This is a genomic window from Kribbella sp. NPDC051587, assembly GCF_044453945.1.
GTDB lineage: Bacteria > Actinomycetota > Actinomycetes > Propionibacteriales > Kribbellaceae > Kribbella.
Genome location: NZ_JBITDE010000007.1, coordinates 245,682 through 264,997 on the forward strand (window position 1 = coordinate 245,682; position 19,316 = coordinate 264,997).

The following is a 19,316-nucleotide window of genomic DNA, read 5'->3' on the forward strand; positions in this document are numbered from 1 at the left end:
TGTTCCCATGGGTTCGATAGCGGTGTCCTCGGACATAATGAGCCGGATGACGGTGTCTTGGTGGTCGGTGGCGGCGAGCGTCGCGGGTGGCGTTCTGCTGTTGTGGACAGCCCTGATCGCCGCGCTGTGGCTCGTCCGGCCTGACGACCTGCGGATCCGGGACACCCTGCGACTGTTGCCCGACCTGGTAAGGCTCCTGCATCGGCTGGCCGGCGACCGGACGCTGCCTCGTGGAGTTCGGGTGCGGTTATGGCTTCTGCTGGCCTACCTGGCATTGCCGTTCGACCTGGTGCCTGACTTCATCCCTGTGATCGGCTACGCCGACGACGCGGTGATCGTCGCGCTCGCCCTCAGATCGGTAACCCGCCGTGCCGGACCCGCCGCACTCGATCGGCACTGGCCTGGCTCGCCGGATGGTCTCGCGGCCGTTCGCCGCCTCGTCGGGATCCCCCCGGTCTCCTGAGACATGCTGACCGATCTCCTGCCCACGCTGCTGGTCGCCTCGGCGGCCGCGTTCGGGCTCGCGATGTTGTCAGCGGTCGCCGGCTTCGGCGGCGGCGTACTGCTGCTACCAGTGTTCACTGCCCTCTTCGGCCTGCGCGTCGCGGTGCCGATGCTGACCCTGACCCAGCTGTCCAGCAACGGCTCGCGCGCCTGGCTGAATCGGCGCGATCTCCGCTGGCCACTGATCGGGTGGTTCGCCCTCGGAGCGGTGCCTTGTGCGGTCGCAGGCGGCCTCCTGCTCGCTCACGCACCACTCGCTCCCCTGAAGAGGCTGCTAGGCGTGTTCCTGATCGGCGTGGTGGTCTGGCGACGCCTCAAGCCGCATCCGCGCAAGCCCGCCGACCCTGCATTTGCCGCGATCGGCGCCGCGTCTGGTCTCGGCTCAGCGCTGCTCGGCTCTGTCGGTCCGTTGACCGCGCCGTTTTTCCTGGCCTACGGCCTGACCCGCGCCGCCTACATCGGTACCGAGGCCGTCAGTGCGCTCACCATGCATCTCACCAAGATCGCCACCTACGGAGCCGGCGACCTGCTCACCCGCCAGGTCCTGCTCTACGGACTCACGCTCACCCCGGCAACCCTGCTCGGCGCATGGGTGGGAAAGCGCATCGTCGGTCGGATCAGCGACCGCCTCTTCGTCTCGCTGGTCGAAGTCGGCCTACTCGCCGCCGGCGCACTGCTCCTCATTGGCCTCTGACGGGTTCCTGGAAGGGGCGCACCTCGAGCTTGCGGCGACAGACCTTCGACGCCTCGGCGGCGAGCTTGAGTGCGACGTCCAGGTCGGGCACGTCCCAGATCCAGACGCCGCCGAGGTACTCCTTGGACTCGACGAACGGCCCGTCACTCACCACGGGCACCTCGCCCCGGTAGTCGATGACCGTGGCCGCGGCCGGGTCGGCGAGCCCGCCGGCGAGCACCCAGTAGCCCGCGGAGATCAGTCGCTCGTTGAACTCGCCGACGTCGGGCCGGCCGTCCGTGCTCCCGGGAGCGTTCTTGTCGTCGACCACAGAAACCAGATACAGCATCGGAAGATCCTCTCGGCTGAAGGTGAAGGCATTCTCACCCCTGCAACGAACCCCGGCACCCCGATCCGACACCCAGCCACTGGTTTCTTCCGTCGGCGTCGAGACTCCCGATGCGAAGATGGCCGCTCGGCCGTTCCACCACACCGGGAGGTCCCGACATGGCCAGCAAGCTCACCGAGCTGGCGATCGACTGCGCCGCCGACGTGGGGCAGGGAGCCGATGCCACCTGGGTCGTCCTCGTCGATCCCGAGGGCAACGAGTTCTGCGTCCTCGCCGGCCGTCACCCCTGATCGTGAAAGGCTCCGGTATGGCGCTGATCCGCAACGTCGACGTCCTGATCGTCCCCGAGGTGGGGGAGTGCCGGGTGGACAAGGCGCAGGACATCCACCTCTCCGATTCCGTCATCACCGCGATCGTCCCCACCGGCACCACGTCATCGGAGCCCGTCGAGGTGATCGACGGCACCGGGCTGATCGCCGTACCGGGCTTGATCAACTCGCACACCCACAGTCCGATGGTGATGATGCGCGGCGCGGCCGAGGACCTGGCCATCGACGACTGGTTCAACCAGCGCATCTGGCCGATGGAGGTCAACCTCACCCCCGAGCGCGTCCGCGTCGGTGCTCGCCTGGCCTGTGCCGAGATGCTGCTCGCCGGAGTGACCACGTTCGTCGACCACTACTTCCACGCCGACCAGATCGCCCAGGCCGCCATCGAATCCGGTATCCGCGCCGACCTCGCCCCCACATACTTCTCTTCAGCCGGTCCCGAAGCCGTCGATGCCGCGATCGCCACCACCCGCGACCTCGCCACGCTCCACCCGCGCATCTCCGCCAGCCTCGGCCCCCACGCGACGTACACGGTCTCGGACGACGACCTTCGCCGTACGGCGGACATCGCTCGCGCCGAAGGCCTTCGCATCCACCTGCACGCCGCCGAAACCGATGAGCAAACCCAAGCCTCCCTGGACAAATACGGCGTCACCCCGATCCAGGTCCTGGAACGCACTGGCGTCCTCGATGCCGGCGCCCTGATCGCCCACGGCTGCGGCATCCGCGACTCAGACCTCCCGATCCTCGAGCGCTACGCCGACCGGACGACGATCGCCACGTGTCCCAAGGTCTACCTGAAACTTGCCATGGGCAACGGAACCCCGGTCAGGCAACTCCGCGAGCTCGGCATCCCCATCGGCATCGGTACCGACGGCGCCGCCGTCCACAACACCCTGGACGTCTGGGAATCGCTCCGCCTGCTGGCTCTCACCCAGAAACACCAGCAGAACAACGCCGAATGGATGCCTCTCTCCGATACCCTCCGCCTCGCCACCCGAGCCAGCGCCGCCGCGGCCGGCCACGCCGACTCCCTTGGCGCACTCGAGCCTGGCCGCCAAGCCGACATCACCCTCGTCGACCTCTCAGGTCCCCATAACCAGCCCGTCCACGACCCGAGAGCAGCCCTCGTCTACTCGGTCCGCGCCTCCGACGTCCACACCGTCCTGGTCGCCGGCGAGGTAGTTGTCCGCAACCGCCAACTCACCAAGCTCGACCTGGCCGACGTCCTCGCCGACGCGAAAGCCTTGGCCCACGCCCTCGTAGACCTCTCCCAAGGCGGCGCCGTCCAGCACTACGCCCCCTAAATGTTGAAATGCCCCAGCACGCGCTGGGCGACCTCGTGCGGTCCGAGCGCACTGGTGTCGACGACCAGTTCGTCGAGATCCGCTGCCGCAAGCCGCTTGGCGACCTCGTCATACCGCTCCAAATGCCACTCCAAAGCCGTGTCCTGGCTAGCGCTGTAGCGCCCCCGCAACCGCCGCCTGGTGACCTCACTGCTGGCAGTCAGCCGAACCATCCGCACCGGGATTCCAACCGCAGCCTCGTACCGCTTCCGAGCCGTCACCGTAGAGATCACCCCACACATCACCAACTGCCGCGGCCCCACCGCCCGATAGTTCGCCCACACCGCAGCGATGTTCTGAGCCTCAACCACCGCGTTGTCCCCATCAGCCGGCGGCCACGACCGGTGAAACCAATCCACGTCCATCAGACTGAACGCCGTACCGGCCTGTGCCAGCAGATCCCCGACATGATCAAGCGTCGATGACTTGCCAACCCCATACCCACCATTCAGAAAGATTGCGTAGTCGGCCACCGGGTCATCCAATCAGTTGCCATGGACAAACGTGTGCCCCGGCCGTCATCGACCGGGGCACACGGAATCAGCTGTGGATCTTGATGATCAGGTGATCGTCAGGGTCCGGATGGCGCTGTAGGCCAGGGTGTGGTCGCCGTCGCTGGGGAAGTAGACCCGGTAGGCGATCTTGCCCTTGTACGGCGGCTTGATCCCGAAGGCATAAGCACCAGTGCTGCTCAGCTTGGCCGACGCCGCCGCCGTCCACGTCTTGCCGACCAGCCGCTGCAACTGCACCGACTTGCCCGAGTGCGCGGGGTTCACCACACCGCTGAGCTTCGTGGTCGAGCCCAGCTTGACCGACGACGGCGCGAGCGTCGACGAGATGGTCGGCGTGACCGACACCGTGATGTCGTTGGTCCGCGTCCCCATCAGGTCGCCGTTCCCGGCGAACGTCAGCATGTACACCGCCGAGTACCCCGGCTTGAAGGTGTAGCTCACAGTCCCCGTCGACGAAGAGCCCAGCGTCGTCAGCAACTTGAACGTCGTCCCGTTCGCCGGCCGCGAGTAGATGCTCATCGGCAACGTCGGGTACGCCTTCCCGTCGATCCCCAGCGTGCTGCCCCGCAGTGTGATCGACCCACCGATGTTCAGCTTCGTCGACGTCGTCGAGATCCCCGACTTCATCCCCTTCAGCTGCGACGAGTTCCGCGCACTGACGTTGCCGGTCCGGTCCTTGGCCCAGGCGGCGTAGGTGAACGTCGTTCCCGCGGGGAGTCCGACGTTCTGGAAGCTCGATGCCGTCCCGGAGTAGACCAGGGTGCCGCTCGTCAACGTCGGGACCGACGTCCCGTTGAAGCGCCGCACGATGATCTGGTCGAGGTCCCCGAGCGCCGGGATCTTCCACGACAGGTTCGCCTTCTGGAATGCCCCCGTCGCGTCGAAGCTCCCGACCGGCGCCGGAGCCAGGTCAACGGTCGAGAACGCGGTCCGGAACCACGGCAGGTCGAAACCGTCCGCCGTCCGGAGCGTCTCACCGAGGATCTTGTACGACGTGTTGTCGAGCAGCGGTGTGGCCGGCGTCAGGGTCGCAGTCCGGGTGGTCGCGTCGTACGACACCGCCGCCGCGATCACGGCGTCCGTCTTGCCGTTGAGAAGCTTCAGGGTTCCCTCGCTGATGCGCGTCGTGTCCATGTCGACCGGGAACGTGACGGTCGGCTTGACGCCGACAGGTGCGTTGGTGCTCAGGTCAGCGGGCAGGACGTTGCTGACCGGGTACCTGTCCCCGGCTGGGGCTCCGCCTGTGCCGGCCGTGGAGACGCTGACCGTGTACGCCCGAGCATCGCGGGATCCGTTGGAGTTGCGAACCGCGATATAGGTGTCGCCTTCGAGCGCGCTGACATCGACGCCGGCGGTGACCGGTCCCCAGATCGGGTTCCCGTCGCCATCGACGTCCGGGAAGGGATTCTCCGCCGTACCGATCGGCTTCAGTTCGCTGTTGTACACGTCGACCCTGGGTGCGAAGTTCTGCCACCGCACGGACTCGTCGAACTTAGGCCCGGTCACGGTGATGCGCAGGTTCCGCGCCGCGGCCGAGTTCACCTTGTACCAGTCGATGTCACCTTCGGTCACGGTCGAGCCGGTGGCGGTCGTGGTGACAGCGGTCGCCCGCGCCGGCTGGTCGTTGTTGTCGGCGGCCGCGACCGGGAAGTCCGTCGTCCACCGGCCGCCGAGTGCGCCGTACGCGTCGAGGATGCCGGCACCGTAGAACTTGTCGTTGCCGCGTGGACCGGCGTCGCGGGCCGTGGACTTGATCCGGGCCGCGACCTGGGCCGGCGTGTAGGTCGGCCACCTGTTCTTGATCAGCGCCGCGAGACCGGACACGATCGGCGCCGAGCACGAAGTGCCGGTGCAGTACCAGTAGGGCTCGTAGCCGGAGGGGGTCAGTGACCGTGGGCCGGTGCTGAGGATGTCTGTCCCCGGAGCGGCGACATCGACCGCGTCGGCGTACGAACTGAAGTCGGTCAGAACGCCGGCATGGTCCGTCGCGCCGACCGTGATCACCTCGGGGTAGGCCGCGGGATACCGCGGGGCCTCGGTCCCGTAGTTACCAGCAGCAACCACGACGACGACGCCCTTGTCCACCGCACGCTTGACCGCGTCGTGCATGATCGTGCTGTCCGCGCCGCTGCTCAAAGACATGTTGATGACCTTGGCGCCGTGTGCGACCGCCCAGTCGATCCCCTCGACGACGTCGAGGTCGTCACCGCTGCCGTCGGCGCGCAGCACCTTGACCGGCATCGCCTTGACGTTCCAGCCGATACCGGCGACGCCCGCCTTGTTGTTGGCGGCGGCGGCGATGATGCCCAGCGTCATGGTGCCGTGGCCGTTGTCGTCGATCGGACCGCGGTTCGGCGACGTGGTGTTGACCCCGGCGACCAGATGCCCGACCAGGTCCGGGTGACCGGCATCGACGCCGGTGTCCAGTACGGCGACGATCTGGCTACCGGTCGTCTTCGACACGTCCCAGGCCTGCGGCATCCGGATCGTGTTGAGGTAGGCCTTCTGGTCCCCGTTGTAGTACAGGTCGTTCGGGACGGCATCGATGTGCCGGATGTAATTCAGTGCGGCCAGTTCGACGGTCGGATCCGCCTTGGCCTTCTTCAGCAGTTCAGTGGCCGAGTCCGTGCCGGTCACCCTCACGACGTTCGGCGTCAGCGAGGCCTCACCGGACGCACGGAACCGCGACAGCGCGGCGGTCCGGGCCTTGCTCGTCGCGCCCGGCTTGAACTTGACGATGACCTGGTTCGGCTGGAACTCGGTCTTGACGGTCTGGCGGGCCGGGAACGGCGGCCGGTACGGGCCGGGCTCGGCTGCCTGGCCGGACGAGCTGGTCAGCACGACCAGCGAGCCGGCGATCAGAGCCGCTGGGACGGCCACACGCAGTAAATGGGCAGGGCGGAACTTCAAGGGGACCCCCCCAAGGGTCTCAGAGTGACAGTGAGCGGAGTATCGCAGAATTTCGGTCCACTCCGCTTTGTGATTCCGATGACAAAACGTGCAATCACGTGTGAGCGCCGCCGAACCGGGGAAAAGTCGTGCGCCTTCCTGCAAAAGGCGTAACGCGCGGGCCGATCGGGTTGGTGATGGCCCTGCGCGCGAACGCCGCGATCCCGGGAGGTCCGGGATCGCGACGGGCGGTGGTGGGCTGAGCTAGACGGCGGTGAAGTACCAGCGTTGGCAGGAGCCGCCGTGGAAGGGCCAGACGATGACGTCGGCGCCGCGGGCGGCGGAGCAGCCGGCTACGTCGAGGGACTTGCCTGAGCCGGTGCCGAGGATCTGGTAGGCGCCGCCGATGATGGGGGTGATGGTCCAGGTCTGGCAGTCGGTGCCCTGGTCGTCGAAGAGGTCGACGGGGGTGGCGTCGGCGGTGGAGCAGCCGCTGACCTCGAGGGCCTTGCCGGTGTTGCCGTCGAGGATCTTGAAGGTGTTGCCGGTGGTGCGGACGATGTGCCACTGCTGGCAGGGGCTGGTCAGGATGCGGTCCCACATCCGGACGTTGGCGCCGTTCTGGGACTGGCAGTCCTGGACGTCGAGGTCGAAACCGCCGACCTCGGCCTTGATCCGGTAGATGCCGTCCTCCATCGGCGGCGGCGGGTTGCCGGCGACGTCGAGGAAGTTGCTGTCGATGTTGATCGTGACGCCGCCCCAGGTCTCGTTGTGGTCACCCTTGTACTGGTGGAGACGCTGGTGGTTGGACCAGAGACCGGCCGGGATGTACTGACCGCCGTCGGTGTTGGCTGCGCTGTTCCACCAGGCGAACCAGAGGTGGTCGGGCATCAGCCAGCGGCTGTCGCCGGCGGAGTTGGCCAGGTCGCGACCGCCGGAACCGGCGCTGCTGTAGACGCCGCTCAGGTAGCCGCGGGCGTGCAGGGTCTCGGTCCAGCCGGAGATGTAGGACATGATCGCGTCGCGGCAGGCGACGGTGCTCGTGTACGCCTCGATATCGGAGTAGAGAGCGCTCCCCGGGCCGATCCCGAGGGCGGCGGCCGCGTTGGCGGAGGCGGTTGCCGAGCTGGCGCCCTGGCTGCGCGCGGTTCCGAGGTCGAAGGACATCTTAGGGTTCCGGCTGCCGCACGGTGCCTGGTAGCCGACGTCGATCGGGATGAACGACCAGCCGTTGGCGGCGTTCGACGAGACCCAGGAGGCGGTCAGGTTGGCCTGGGTGCAGGAGCGGGACGCGCCACTGATGTAGATGCCGACGGCCTTGAACGGCGAGGCTTTCCAGGCGTTCATGGCACCCAGTGACGGAGCGGTGCACTGGTCGAAGGCCTGCTGGTTGATCATGGTGCCTGGGGCAACAATCGTCGCCGCGGGCGCCATCGCGGCCGCCTTCGGACGCACCAGCTGGGCTGCGGCGGCCTTCGAGGTGACGCGCGCCCGGCCGAGGATCTGCCGTACGGCGGCCTCATCCGACGAAGCGCCGTGAATCGCGGTGACCAGGACGCCGGCATCCTCGACCCCGACCTGGATCTGGTTGTCCGACGACGGTGCCGCGGCGGCCGCCGTACTGGCTGAGGCCGCGACGGCGGCGGGTCGGGGAGCGGAGCCGGAGAGCGGTTCCAGGATCAGGCCCGCGGTGCGTCCGGTCAGGTGGGCGGGGCAGTTCTGCTGTGCGGCGGGTCGGCCGAGGTAGACCGCTGGGCGATCGAAGCGCACGCAGGCCGACGGGTCCTTGGTCAGGTCCACGACCTGCCACGACTCCGGTACGGCGACCTGGTACCCGTGGTAGCTGACGGTCCGTTCGTCCGGCGCGGCCTGGGCCGGTCCGACGGCGGTGGCTGCGGTGAGTGTCAGCGCGACGCCGGTGAGTAGGGTGAGAGGACGGAGCATGAGCACTTCCTCGGGGAGGGCGGGAGTAGTCGTCCCAGTGGACTGGACCGCCTCTACATCCCTCAACCCTTTCGATGCAGGTGAGAGCAAGGAGCGGACATGGCGGACGCGGTAGTGAGTCCTGAGGTGGCCGGCTGGCGACGTGCGCCGTTCACCGGGGCCGGGCTGACCTACGACTGCTTCGAGAAGGGCGAGGGCCCCGGCATCGTGGTGGTCCCGGAGATCCCCGGGCTCACCCCGGACGTCCTCGGGTACGCCGAACATCTCGTCGGCGCGGGCTTCACGGTCGTCATCCCCTCACCGTTCGGTACGCCGGGAAAGCCGGAGAGCGCTCTCTACGTTCTCGGCATCGTTGCCCGGCTGTGTGTCTCCAAGGAGTTCCGCGCGTTCGCCACGAACGCCCAGCGGCCGATCACGCAGTACCTGAGAGCGGTTGCCGCCGATCTCGCCGCGCGGACGCCCGGCCGCGGCGTCGGCGTGATCGGGATGTGCTTCACCGGCGGCTTCGGCCTGGCCACCGCGGTCGACGACGTGGTGGCGGCGCCCGTGCTGAGCCAGCCGTCGGTGCCGTTGCCGGTGTCGGCCAAACGGCGCCGTGACCCGGGGCTGTCCCGGCAGGAGCTCGACGTGGTGAAGGAGCGCACCCGGACGGACGGGCTGTGCGTCCTCGGTCTGCGTTTCAGCAAGGACGCGGCGTCACCGGCGGACCGGTTCGCGACGCTGCGCGCCGAACTGGGTGATGCCTTCGAGGTCATCGAGCTCGACTCCGGGCCCGGCAACCCCGACGGCTACGCCAAGTCCGCGCACTCCGTGGTGACCCGTGAGGTCCAGGAGAACCCGCCGAACTCGGCCTTCCACGCCCGCGCCCGGACGGTCGAATTCTTCCGCGAGCGGTTGAGCCCGACGAGCTGAAACGGCACCTGACGTCACCGGACTGACCCGTGTCCATAACTCTGCGTGCGGAAATGTTAAAGCAGCGTTGAGGAATTACCGGGCGGTGATTGCCGACGCCCCAGGACGGGAATCAGCAGGGGCCTGGGGCCACGGCTTTTGTTGCGGTGTGCAAAGGAGGAAGAGCGGTGGGTGACGCTCGGTGATTACCTCTGGTTGAACCAGCGATGTCGTGGGACGATCAGCCCCGGTGCACACATCCAGGGGCACTATCAGGGGGCGGGGATGGCGCGAGCCAGGCAACAGGACAGCAGTCCTCCGGTGGAGGCACAGCTGACCGAAGCAGCATCCAACGGCAAGGCGAGCACTATGAGTACGACGACCGACGGACCGGTCACCGAGCAGCACTGGTCCGAGCGACCGATCGGGCGCGTGGAGGTTCCTCCGCTGGGGGAGTTCAGTACGCCGGTCCGGGTCGACGAGATCGCGGTCGCGGCGATGGCGCTGTCGGAGAACCTCGATGCGGCGACTCGCGGAATGCCGGAATCCGTTGCCCTGCGGGAGTTCCGTCGCGAGCTCGACCAGGCCGCGAGTACTTTCCGCACGCTCGCCGGCAAGCTCGAAGCGACGGCCGGCAGTCTCGTCAGGTTGGCTGCTAACGACGGCGAGACCTGTGGGGTCGGCTGGGGCGTTTGCCCCGAGCACAACCTCACCTTGATGAACGTCGGTGAGACGGTCACCTGTCACATCCTCGGCTGCCACCGGCAGAACGAGGGCGCGGTCGAGCGCTGTGAGCACCCGGTGGCCTACCGCGTGGTCGACGCCGCGGGCCCGGCGCTGTTCACCTGCGCCGGGCACGCGATCGCCTGTCGCCTCTACCTGGAGAACCCTGTCATCACCGCGGCAGGCGACAGCATGGAGCTGTTCTAGCGAACCCTAGGTGATCCGGACCGACGTCAACTGGTCGTTGGCGTTGGGGGAGAGGTTCACGAAGTTGGGCGTGTCGGCGGTCCGGACCCAGGTCTGGCCGGTGAAGTTGTCCTCGGCATAGATCGTCACGGTCCAGCCTGCGGGCACCTTCACCGATGACGCCCAGTTGTCCTGCACCCCGGCGGCCACCAGTTGCGCCCGGGTGTAGTTGCCCTTGGCAAGGACAGCGCCGGCGGTGCCGCCGTAGTCGATGTGCTCGTAGAAGATCACGCCGCTGCTGCCCTGGGCCGGCCACGGCACCGTCGGACGCGTTGCCGTCAACGGTATCTGGCCTTTGAGCATCCGCCCGCCGTCGTTGGTCAACCGCAGGTAGTAGTCCGACGTACACGCCGTGCCGTCCTCGTCGAGGGCGCGCATCCCGGACCCGGCGGGAACCCAGGAAGCGCTCTCCGCGGTCTTCGCGATCTGGTTGCCCTCGTTGTACTCGTCGAACATCGAGATGTAGAACCCCTGGACGCCGACCCGCGTCAGGTTGTAGAACTGCCGCCACATCAGGTCGCCGTGCCGCCGGTGTCCGGACGACAGATCGCCCGGAATCACGCAGGGCTGGTAGTCGATGCCATGAGCGTTGCAGTCGGCCTGGTCCTGCTGATTCACGTTGTTGTAGTAGTGATCCGCGCCGGCGATGTCGCTGATCCGGCCGACCATCCAGGGCGAGATCATGTTGAACGCGTGGTACACGTCGAGGTAGCCGGGGCGTGAATCCTCGTTACCAGGCAGCCAGTGCGTCGGTACGCCGCCGATCACGTAGCAGCCCTGAGCCTTGAACCAGTTCACGACATCCAGGCAGACCGAGGCCGGCCAGGCCTTGTTGGGCTCGTTGAATCCGAACCCCCAGATGCACACGACCGGCTTGCCGTTCTGATACGCGTACGCCGAGGACGACGTGTACGCACGCATCTTGTTGGTCCAGTCGGTCTTCATCTCCGACTGCATGTTCGTCCAGTCGGTGGCGTCGTACATGATGTAGAACTTCCGCCCGTACTGCTCCGCGGCCTGGCGCACCTTCGCTGCCATCGCGTCGCGGGTCGGGCCTTCGCCGCCGGTCGGGTTGAACCGTTGCAGCGCGGCCGTGTCGCAGCCGTTCTGCTGCATCCACTGGAAGTGCGTGTTCACGGTCTGCTGCGTGTACGACGAGAAAAGCCTGGCCGGCTGTCCGTTTCCGAGGTTCGAGTACGCCGTCTGGTACGTCGAGGTGTACTCGCGCACGTCTGGCCAACTCACGATCGCGGTGTTGTTCGGGGCCGGCGGCTGGCCCCAGTTGTTGCTCCAGTGCCACCAGGCGTTGATGGGGGAGCCGTCGCCGGGGGCCGCGAACCAGCCTTGGTAGCCGACGGTCACCTTGCCGACGACATCACCAGGCGGACTGGCCGCATAACTGAGCTGTGGAAGGGATCCGGCCGCAGTAGCGGCGGCAGCGGAAGCGAGCAGGGTACGACGAGAAAGCTTCATGGGCGGTTCTCCTGGGAGGCGGAGAGAGCAAATTGTGAACAGAGTGTTGCAAGAAATCGATCGTGACAACCCCTTGACGCGAAACTGTTCGAAACTTAGTTTGTTGGCTCAACAGACAAAGTCTGTGATCGGGCTCACAGGGCACAGAGGGTGGGGGTGAGCGTATGACGCTGAGCGACGGCCGCCGTCCCGGCGATCGCGCAGTCGCGGCGGACCACGTCTCGCTGCGCCGCAACAACCTCTCCGTCGTCCTGCGCCACGTCCGCGAATCGGGCCCGAAGTCCCGCGCCCGGATCGCCGCCGACACCGGCCTGAACAAGGCGACCGTCAGCAGCCTGGTCGCCGAACTCGTCGAACGCGGTCTGCTCCGCGAAGGCTCCGCCGACTCCACCCGCGCCCTCGGCCGCCCCGGTCAACTCGTCGAGCTCGACGGCAGCGGCGTCTGCGGCGTCGGCGCCGAGATCAACGTCGACTACCTCGCCGTCACCGCCCTCGACCTGGCCGGCGACACCGTGATCGAGCGTCGCGTCCCCGTCGACGTCGCCCACCTCCAGCCCGGTACGACGCTCGACCGGCTCGCGGACCTGATCCGCGAAGCCCTGGATGCCGTCGAAGCGCGGTCCGGTCAGCTCGCTGGTGTCACCCTGGCCGTTCCTGGTCTGGTCCGTGGCGACACCGGCGCCCTCAGTCTCGCTCCGAACCTCGGTTGGGGTGAGCTCGAGGTCGCCGCGGAGATGCGCGCCCGGCTCGGCGACCCGGCGTACTCCCTGCTGATCGACAACGAGGCGAACCTCGCGGCGCTCGCGGCGTACTCGGAGCTCCGCAAGGACGGACCGGTGCAGGACCTCGTGCTGCTCACCGGCGCGGTCGGTGTCGGTGGCGGTGTCGTGTCGAACGGGCACCTGCTCCGCGGCGGTCGCGGTTACAGCGGTGAGGTCGGGCACATGCCGGTCGCGCCGCCCGGCCGGATCTGCGGCTGCGGCCGGACCGGTTGCTGGGAGACCGTGGTCGGACTCAGCGCTTTGTTGCATCAGGCAACCGATAGCGACGACCCGGTCCGGGATCCGTCGCTGGACGTCGAGCAGCGGCTGGCGGGGATCACCCAGCGCGCCGAGGACGGCGACGCGCGGACCCTGCAGGCGCTCAAGGACGTCGGCGCCTGGCTGGGCATCGGCGGCGCGATCCTGGTGAACATCCTGAACCCGGACGTGCTCGTGCTCGGTGGATACTTCGCGGCCCTCGGCCCGTGGCTGAAGGCGCCGCTCGAACAAGCCCTCCGCGATCGCGTGATCGCGCCGGACGGCGGCGGTTGCCGCGTGGTCCGCTCCGAGCTCGGTTTCGCCGCCGCCGTTCGCGGCGGTGCGCAGATCGCGCTCGACCAGGTGTTCGTCGACCCGACCATGATCGGCCGGGCGGAATCAGGAGTCGCGCAATGAGTGAGACCGCCCCTATGACAGAGACGGCACTGCTCACCATGACCGGGATCGTCAAGGAGTTCCCCGGGGTCCGGGCGCTCGACGGTGTCGATCTCGACGTCCGTGCCGGGGAGGTGCACTGCCTGCTCGGCCAGAACGGTGCCGGCAAGTCGACGCTGATCCGCGTGCTGACCGGAGCGCACCAGCCCGACGCCGGCGAGATCCGGATCAACGGCGAGGAGGTCCAGCTCAGCAGCCCGACCGACTCGATCGACCGCGGCATCGCCGCGATCTACCAGGAGCTCGACCTCGTCCCCGGTCTGTCCGTGGCCGAGAACATCTTCCTCGGTCACGAGCCGTCCCGCTTCGGGTTCAGCCGCCGGCACGAAGCGGCCTCGAAGGCGCGCGAGATCCTCCAGGGTCTCGGCCACGGCGAGATCCCGGTGCGGCGTGAGGTCGGCGCGCTGCCGGCCGCCGGTCAGCAGGTCGTGAGCATGGCGAGAGCGCTCTCCAGGGACGCTCACCTGATCGTGATGGACGAGCCCTCCGCCGTACTGGATCCCGAAGAGGTCGCGAACCTGTTCCGGGTGATCAAGGGGCTGACCGCTCGCGGAGTGGCCGTGGTCTACATCAGTCACCGGCTCGAGGAGATCCGCGAGATCGGCGACCGGGTGACCGTGCTGAAGGACGGCACGACGGTGGCGACCGGTCTGGACGCGCGAGCGACGCCGACCCAGGAACTCATCCGGCTGATGACCGGCCGCTCGATCGAGTACGTCTTCCCGCCGCGCGCCGAGATCCTGAGCACCGCCCCGGTGGTGCTGTCGGTCGAGGGGCTGAGCCGGCCGGGCGAGTTCGCCGAGATCTCGTTCGAGGTGCGCGCCGGTGAGATCGTCGGCTTCGCGGGCCTGGTCGGTTCCGGTCGCTCCGAAGTACTGGAGACCGTGTACGGCGCGCGCCGAGCGGCAACCGGCCGCGTGACGGTCGACGGCGCCGAGCTGCGGCCCGGCCGAGTGCAGTCCGCCGTGAAGGCCGGTGTCGGACTGGCTCCCGAGGAACGCAAGAGCCAGGCACTGCTGATGGACGAGGCCGTGTTCAAGAACATCACGGTCTCGACGATGGAGCGCTTCGCCAGCGGCGGCTTCCTGAGCCGGACCGCCGAGCGCGCGGCGGCCACCAAGCTGGCCGAGTCGCTCGACGTCCGCCCGCCCGGCGTCGATCGTCCGGTCCGCAACCTGTCCGGCGGTAACCAGCAGAAGGTCGTGCTGGCTCGTTGGTTGCTGCGGGACTGCCGGGTGTTGCTGCTCGACGAACCCACCCGGGGTGTCGACGTCGGCGCCCGCTCCGAGATCTACGCCCTGGTTCGCAAGCTGGCCGCCAGCGGTGTCGCGATCGTGCTGGTCTCCAGCGAGGTCGAGGAAGTGCTCGGTCTGGCCGACCGGGTCGTCGTACTGCGGGAGGGGCAAGCCGTCCACACGGGACCCGCACAAGACATCGACGAGCACCAGGTGCTCGACTTGGTAATGGAGGGAAGCTCGGTGTGAGTGAGGCACCTTTGGAGACAACGACTTCTTCGACCCAGGCAACGGTCGCCCCGCCGACGGCACAACGCTCGACGAGTCTGCTCAGCACCGGCATCGGCCGGAACCTCGGTCTGGTGGTGGCGCTGGTCGTGCTCTGCATCGTGGGGGCGGTGACCGCGGGCGACACGTTCGCGACCGGACCCAACGTGCTGACGATCCTGCGGCTGGCCGCGGTGGTCGGTGTGGTCAGCATCGGCATGACGTTCGTGATCACCGGCGGCGGAATCGACTTGTCGGTCGGAGCGATCCTCGCGCTGTCCTCGGTCTGGGCCACGACCCTGGCCACCCAGCAGCTGGCCGACAGCTACGGCTGGATCGTCATGGTCAGTACGGCGCTCCTGGTAGGCGCCGCGTGTGGCCTGGTGAACGGACTGCTGATTGCCTACGGCAAGATCGTGCCGTTCATCGCGACGCTGGCGATGCTGGCCGCGGCGCGTGGCCTGGCCGAGATCATCTCGGACCGCCGGACCCAGATCGTCGCGAACAACTCGTTCGTCGACTTCTTCGGCGGCTCGCTGATCGGCGTACCGGTGCTGGTCTGGATCTTCCTGCTGGTCGCCGCGGCCGGCTGGGTGGTCCTGAACCGGACCACGTTCGGTCGCCGGACGTTCGCCGTCGGCGGCAACGCGGAAGCGGCCCGCCTGGCGGGCATCAAGGTACAGCGGCACACGGTGGCGCTGTATGTCCTGGCCGGGCTGTGCTGCGGGATCGCCGCGGTGATGCTGATGGCACGGACGACAACGGGGAGCTCGACCCACGGTCAGTTGTACGAACTCGACGCGATCGCGGCGGTGGTGATCGGCGGCACGCTGCTGTCCGGTGGCCGCGGCACGATCGTCGGCACGGTGTTCGGCGTCCTGATCTTCACCACGCTCAACAACGTCTTCACCCTCAACAACCTGAGCATCTCCGCCCAGTCCGTCGCGAAGGGCCTGATCATCGTGATCGCGGTCCTGCTGCAGCAACGCCTCGCCAGTCGCACCACCAGTTCATAGGAGACACCGATGTCCCGTTCCGCCCGTACCATCATCGTTGCCGGCGTCGGCGTGCTCGCCCTGGCCGCCTGTACCAGCAACACCCCGAAGGCCGACACCACCAACGAGGCGGCCAACACCTCGGCCGTGTCCGCCGGCAAGAACGACGAGCCCGGCAAGAAGGTCAAGATCGGCTTCTCCGCGCCCGCCGCCGACCACGGCTGGATGGGTGCGATCACCAAGGCCACCCAGGCCGAGGCGAAGAAGTACTCCGACGTCGAGCTGATCGTTGCCGAGGGCACCAACGATGTGAACCTGCAGATCAGCCAGGTGGAGACCTTCATCAACCAGAAGGTCGACGCGATCGTGCTGCTGCCCTTCGACGGCGCCGCGCTGACCGCGGTCGCGACCAAGGCGATGGAGGCCGGGATCACGGTCGTCAACGTCGACCGCGAGTTCGACAACCCGGCCGCGGCCCGGACGACCGTGCTCGGTGACAACTACGGCATGGGCCGCTCGGCCGGCACCTACATCTGCTCGCAGCTCAAGGACAAGAAGGACGCGATCGTCGCGGAGATCGCCGGCATCGACTCGCTGCCGCTGACCCAGGACCGCAGCAAGGGCTTCAAGGAGTCGCTCGCGGGCTGTGGTCTCAAGGTGAACAATCGGGTCGCGGCCGAGTTCACCGTCGAGTCCGGTGAGAAGGCGGCGGCCAACCTGTTGCAGGCGGCCCCGAAGATCGACGCGATCTGGAACCACGACGACGACCAGGGCGTCGGCGTGATGGCCGCGATCAAGAACTCCAACCGCAAGGACTTCTTCCTGGTCGGCGGCGCCGGTTCGGCCAACGTCATGCGCGACATCAAGTCCGGTACGTCGTTGGTCAAGGCAACCGTCGTCTACCCGTCCACGCAGGGCGCCGACGGCGTCAAGCTGGCCCGGTTGCTGGTGCAGAAGAAGGCCCTCGGCGACCTGGTGGAGGTCGAGGTCCCGCGCAAGGTCCAGCTGTTCGCGCCGGTCGTCACCAAGGACAACGTCGACCAGTACCTGCCGACCGCCTTCGAAAGCTGACAGTTATGACCAACCTTGGTATCGGCCTGATCGGGTACGCGTTCATGGGCGCGGCCCACTCCCAGGCCTGGCGGAGCGCACCGCGCTTCTTCGACCTGCCGCTCAATCCCACGATGAACGTCCTCTGCGGCCGCAACGCCGACGCCGTACAGGCTGCCGCGGGCAAGCTCGGCTGGCAGGAGACCGAGACCGACTGGCGCAAGCTGCTCACTCGCGACGACGTACAGGTCATCGACGTCTGTACGCCGGGGGACAGCCACGCCGAGATCGCGATCGCGGCTCTGCAGGCCGGCAAGCACGTGCTGTGTGAGAAGCCGTTGGCCAACACGGTGGCCGAGGCCGAGGCCATGACCGCGGCCGCCGAGGCCGCGAAGGCGAACGGCGTCCGCTCGATGGTCGGGTTCACCTACCGCCGGGTGCCGGCGATCGGGCTGGCCCGGCAGCTGGTTGCCGAGGGCAAGCTCGGCACCATCCGGCACGTTCGGGCGCAGTACCTGCAGGACTGGATCGCCGACCCCGAGGCGCCGCTGTCGTGGCGCCTCGACAAGGAGAAGGCCGGCTCCGGTGCGCTCGGCGACATCGGCGCGCACATCATCGATCTGACGCAGTACATCACCGGCGACACCATCGCCGAGGTGAGTGGTCAGCTCGAGACCTTCGTCAAGGAACGCCCAGTTGCTTCCGACCATGCCGGCCTGTCCGGTACGGCGGGCACCGGGCGTGGCCCGGTCACCGTCGACGACGCGGCCGTGTTCCTGGCGAAGTTCGCCTCCGGAGCCCTCGGCGTCTTCGAGGCGACCCGGTTCGCGACCGGCCGCAAGAACGCGATCCGGATCGAGATCAACGGCCACGCGGGCAGTCTCGCCTTCGACTTCGAGGACATGAACGTCCTGCACTACTACGACGCGAGCGAAGACTCCCGGACGGCCGGCTTCCGCCGCATCCTCGCGACCGAGGCCGTCCACCCGTACGTCGAGGCCTGGTGGCCGCCGGGTCACCTGCTCGGCTACGAGCACGGATTCACCCACCAAGTCGTCGACCTGGTCACTGCGATTGCCGAGGGCACCGATCCGGCGCCGTCGTTCGCGGACGGGCTGCGGGTCCAGCGGGTGCTGGCCGCGATCGAGACCAGTTCGACGTCACGACAATGGCAGGAGATTCCTTCATGAACGCATATACACCCAGTAGAGACGACAAGTTCTCCTTCGGTCTGTGGACCGTGGGCTGGGAAGGCGTCGACGTCTTCGGTACGGCGGTCCGCCCGGCGATGGACCCGGTCCACGCCGTGGAGAAACTCGCCGAGCTCGGCGCCGCCGCCATCTCGTTCCACGACGACGACCTGGTGCCGGACGACAAGACCCGGACCCAGACCCTGGAGCGCTTCACCAAGGCTCTGGCCGACACCGGCATCGTGGTCGAGATGGCCACGACGAACCTGTTCAGTCACCCGGTCTTCAAGGACGGCGGCCTGACCGCCAACGACCGGCAGGTCCGGCGGTACGCGCTCGCGAAGGTGCTGCGCAATCTCGACCTCGCCGCCGAGCTGGGCGCGTCGACGTACGTGCTGTGGGGCGGTCGCGAAGGCGCGGAGTCGGGCGGCTCGAAGGACGTCCGGGCCGCGCTCGACCGGTACAAGGAGTCGATGGACATCCTGTGCGCGTACGTGCGCGAGCAGGGCTACGACATCCGGTTCGCGATCGAGCCGAAGCCGAACGAGCCGCGCGGTGACATCCTGCTGCCGTCGATCGGCCATGCCATTGCCTTCATCAACGATCTCGCGGACCCGGAGCTGGTCGGGATCAACCCCGAGGTCGGGCACGAGCAGATGGCCGGCCTGAACTACGCGCACGGGATCGCGCAGGCGTTGTGGCACGGGAAGCTGTACCACATCGACCTCAACGGGCAGCACGGTCCGCGGTTCGACCAGGACCTGCGGTTCGGGGCGGGGAATCTCCGCGAGGCGTTCTGGACCGTCGACGTACTGCAGGGCAGTGAGGGCAAGCCCGGGTACGACGGCTACGTGCACTTCGACTACAAGCCGCCGCGCACCGAGGACGAGGAAGGTGTCTGGGAGACCGCGCGGGGCTGTATGCGCAACTACCTGATCCTGCGGGACAAGGTGGCCGCGTTCCATGCTGACCCCGAGGTGGTCGAGGCGCTTGCCGCGGCCCGTGTCGGAGAACTGTCCGAACCCACCCTGGCCGAGGGGGAGTCGCTGGCCGACCTCCGTGCCCAGACCTACGACCGGGAAGCGCTGGCCGAGCGCGGTCTCGGGTTCGAGAAGCTGGACCAGTTGGCGATGGAGCACCTGCTCGGCGTTCGCTGATCCAGCCTTCGTAGTACACACACATCCCGCGCAGGGCAGAGCACGGGAACAGCAGGAGCGCGCACCTT

The 19,316-nt window shown here is 67.8% G+C and carries 17 protein-coding genes; 12 read left to right on the forward strand and 5 right to left on the reverse strand.

Annotated elements, in window-relative coordinates; all coding sequences use genetic code 11:
• The first annotated feature begins 46 nt into the window (after positions 1–46).
• A complete protein-coding gene (locus ACIA49_RS25380) occupies positions 47–463 on the forward strand; it encodes a YkvA family protein (protein ID WP_396379807.1) in 417 nt (138 codons plus the stop codon).
• A gap of 3 nt (positions 464–466) precedes the next feature.
• Positions 467–1,198, forward strand: coding sequence for a sulfite exporter TauE/SafE family protein (locus tag ACIA49_RS25385; protein WP_396379808.1), 732 nt, complete (start codon positions 467–469; stop codon positions 1,196–1,198).
• Here the strand turns inward: ACIA49_RS25385 and ACIA49_RS25390 are convergent.
• Positions 1,185–1,526: a YciI family protein gene (locus tag ACIA49_RS25390; protein WP_396379809.1), complete on the reverse strand. Its 342-nt coding sequence runs from the start codon at positions 1,524–1,526 to the stop codon at positions 1,185–1,187. The two genes, ACIA49_RS25385 and ACIA49_RS25390, sit on opposite strands and share 14 nt — an antisense overlap.
• Before the next feature lie 158 nt (positions 1,527–1,684).
• On the opposite strand from ACIA49_RS25390, the gene ACIA49_RS25395 reads away from it, so the two are divergent.
• Both ACIA49_RS25395 and ACIA49_RS25400 read left to right on the forward strand, forming a co-directional pair.
• A complete protein-coding gene (locus tag ACIA49_RS25395; RefSeq protein WP_396379810.1) occupies positions 1,685–1,816 on the forward strand; it encodes a VOC family protein in 132 nt (43 codons plus the stop codon).
• A 17-nt stretch (positions 1,817–1,833) separates the two neighbouring features.
• Positions 1,834–3,162, forward strand: a complete 1,329-nt coding sequence (locus ACIA49_RS25400) for an amidohydrolase (protein WP_396379811.1) — start codon at positions 1,834–1,836, stop codon at positions 3,160–3,162.
• Here the strand turns inward: ACIA49_RS25400 and ACIA49_RS25405 are convergent.
• The 3 genes from ACIA49_RS25405 to ACIA49_RS25415 all read right to left on the reverse strand — a co-directional run bounded on the left by ACIA49_RS25405 (position 3,159) and on the right by ACIA49_RS25415 (position 8,546).
• Complete coding sequence (locus ACIA49_RS25405) at positions 3,159–3,674, reverse strand: hypothetical protein (RefSeq protein WP_396379812.1); 516 nt, start codon at positions 3,672–3,674, stop codon at positions 3,159–3,161. The genes ACIA49_RS25400 and ACIA49_RS25405 overlap by 4 nt on opposite strands.
• Before the next feature lie 87 nt (positions 3,675–3,761).
• Positions 3,762–6,593 (reverse strand): S8 family serine peptidase, encoded by a 2,832-nt coding sequence (locus tag ACIA49_RS25410; RefSeq protein WP_396379813.1) that lies wholly within the window; start codon positions 6,591–6,593, stop codon positions 3,762–3,764.
• Positions 6,594–6,866: 273 nt separating this feature from the next.
• Positions 6,867–8,546 (reverse strand): glycoside hydrolase domain-containing protein, encoded by a 1,680-nt coding sequence (locus ACIA49_RS25415; RefSeq protein ID WP_396379814.1) that lies wholly within the window; start codon positions 8,544–8,546, stop codon positions 6,867–6,869.
• 99 nt (positions 8,547–8,645) lie between these two features.
• Here ACIA49_RS25415 and ACIA49_RS25420 point away from each other — a divergent pair, with 99 nt between their 5' ends.
• Together ACIA49_RS25420 and ACIA49_RS25425 are read left to right on the forward strand one after the other, a co-directional pair.
• Positions 8,646–9,458 carry a dienelactone hydrolase family protein gene (locus tag ACIA49_RS25420; RefSeq protein ID WP_396379815.1) on the forward strand — a complete coding sequence of 271 codons (813 nt, stop codon included), beginning with the start codon at positions 8,646–8,648 and terminating at the stop codon, positions 9,456–9,458.
• Between the two features lie 300 nt (positions 9,459–9,758).
• Positions 9,759–10,367 carry a hypothetical protein gene (locus ACIA49_RS25425; protein ID WP_396379816.1) on the forward strand — a complete coding sequence of 203 codons (609 nt, stop codon included), beginning with the start codon at positions 9,759–9,761 and terminating at the stop codon, positions 10,365–10,367.
• Between the two features lie 6 nt (positions 10,368–10,373).
• Here ACIA49_RS25425 and ACIA49_RS25430 read toward each other — a convergent pair whose 3' ends face one another.
• The gene (locus ACIA49_RS25430; RefSeq protein WP_396379817.1) at positions 10,374–11,879 is read right to left on the reverse strand and encodes a lectin; all 1,506 of its coding nucleotides are present in this window, start codon (positions 11,877–11,879) and stop codon (positions 10,374–10,376) included.
• A 164-nt stretch (positions 11,880–12,043) separates the two neighbouring features.
• Between ACIA49_RS25430 and ACIA49_RS25435 the strand changes: the two genes are divergently transcribed.
• Genes ACIA49_RS25435 through xylA form a run of 6 tightly spaced genes read left to right on the forward strand, consistent with a single transcriptional unit; the run spans position 12,044 to position 19,248 of the window.
• The gene (locus ACIA49_RS25435; RefSeq protein ID WP_396379818.1) at positions 12,044–13,315 is read left to right on the forward strand and encodes an ROK family protein; all 1,272 of its coding nucleotides are present in this window, start codon (positions 12,044–12,046) and stop codon (positions 13,313–13,315) included.
• A 14-nt stretch (positions 13,316–13,329) separates the two neighbouring features.
• A complete protein-coding gene (locus ACIA49_RS25440) occupies positions 13,330–14,838 on the forward strand; it encodes a sugar ABC transporter ATP-binding protein (RefSeq protein WP_396379819.1) in 1,509 nt (502 codons plus the stop codon).
• Positions 14,835–15,872 carry an ABC transporter permease gene (locus ACIA49_RS25445; RefSeq protein WP_391545161.1) on the forward strand — a complete coding sequence of 346 codons (1,038 nt, stop codon included), beginning with the start codon at positions 14,835–14,837 and terminating at the stop codon, positions 15,870–15,872. Before ACIA49_RS25440 ends, ACIA49_RS25445 begins: the two co-directional genes overlap by 4 nt.
• A gap of 9 nt (positions 15,873–15,881) precedes the next feature.
• Entirely contained in the window at positions 15,882–16,922 is a 1,041-nt protein-coding gene (locus ACIA49_RS25450; RefSeq protein ID WP_396379820.1) for a substrate-binding domain-containing protein, read from the forward strand.
• 5 nt (positions 16,923–16,927) lie between these two features.
• Complete coding sequence (locus ACIA49_RS25455; protein ID WP_396379821.1) at positions 16,928–18,091, forward strand: Gfo/Idh/MocA family protein; 1,164 nt, start codon at positions 16,928–16,930, stop codon at positions 18,089–18,091.
• Positions 18,088–19,248, forward strand: coding sequence for a xylose isomerase (gene xylA / locus ACIA49_RS25460; RefSeq protein WP_396379822.1), 1,161 nt, complete (start codon positions 18,088–18,090; stop codon positions 19,246–19,248). The genes ACIA49_RS25455 and xylA overlap by 4 nt, the downstream gene beginning before the upstream one ends.
• Positions 19,249–19,316 lie beyond the last annotated feature (68 nt).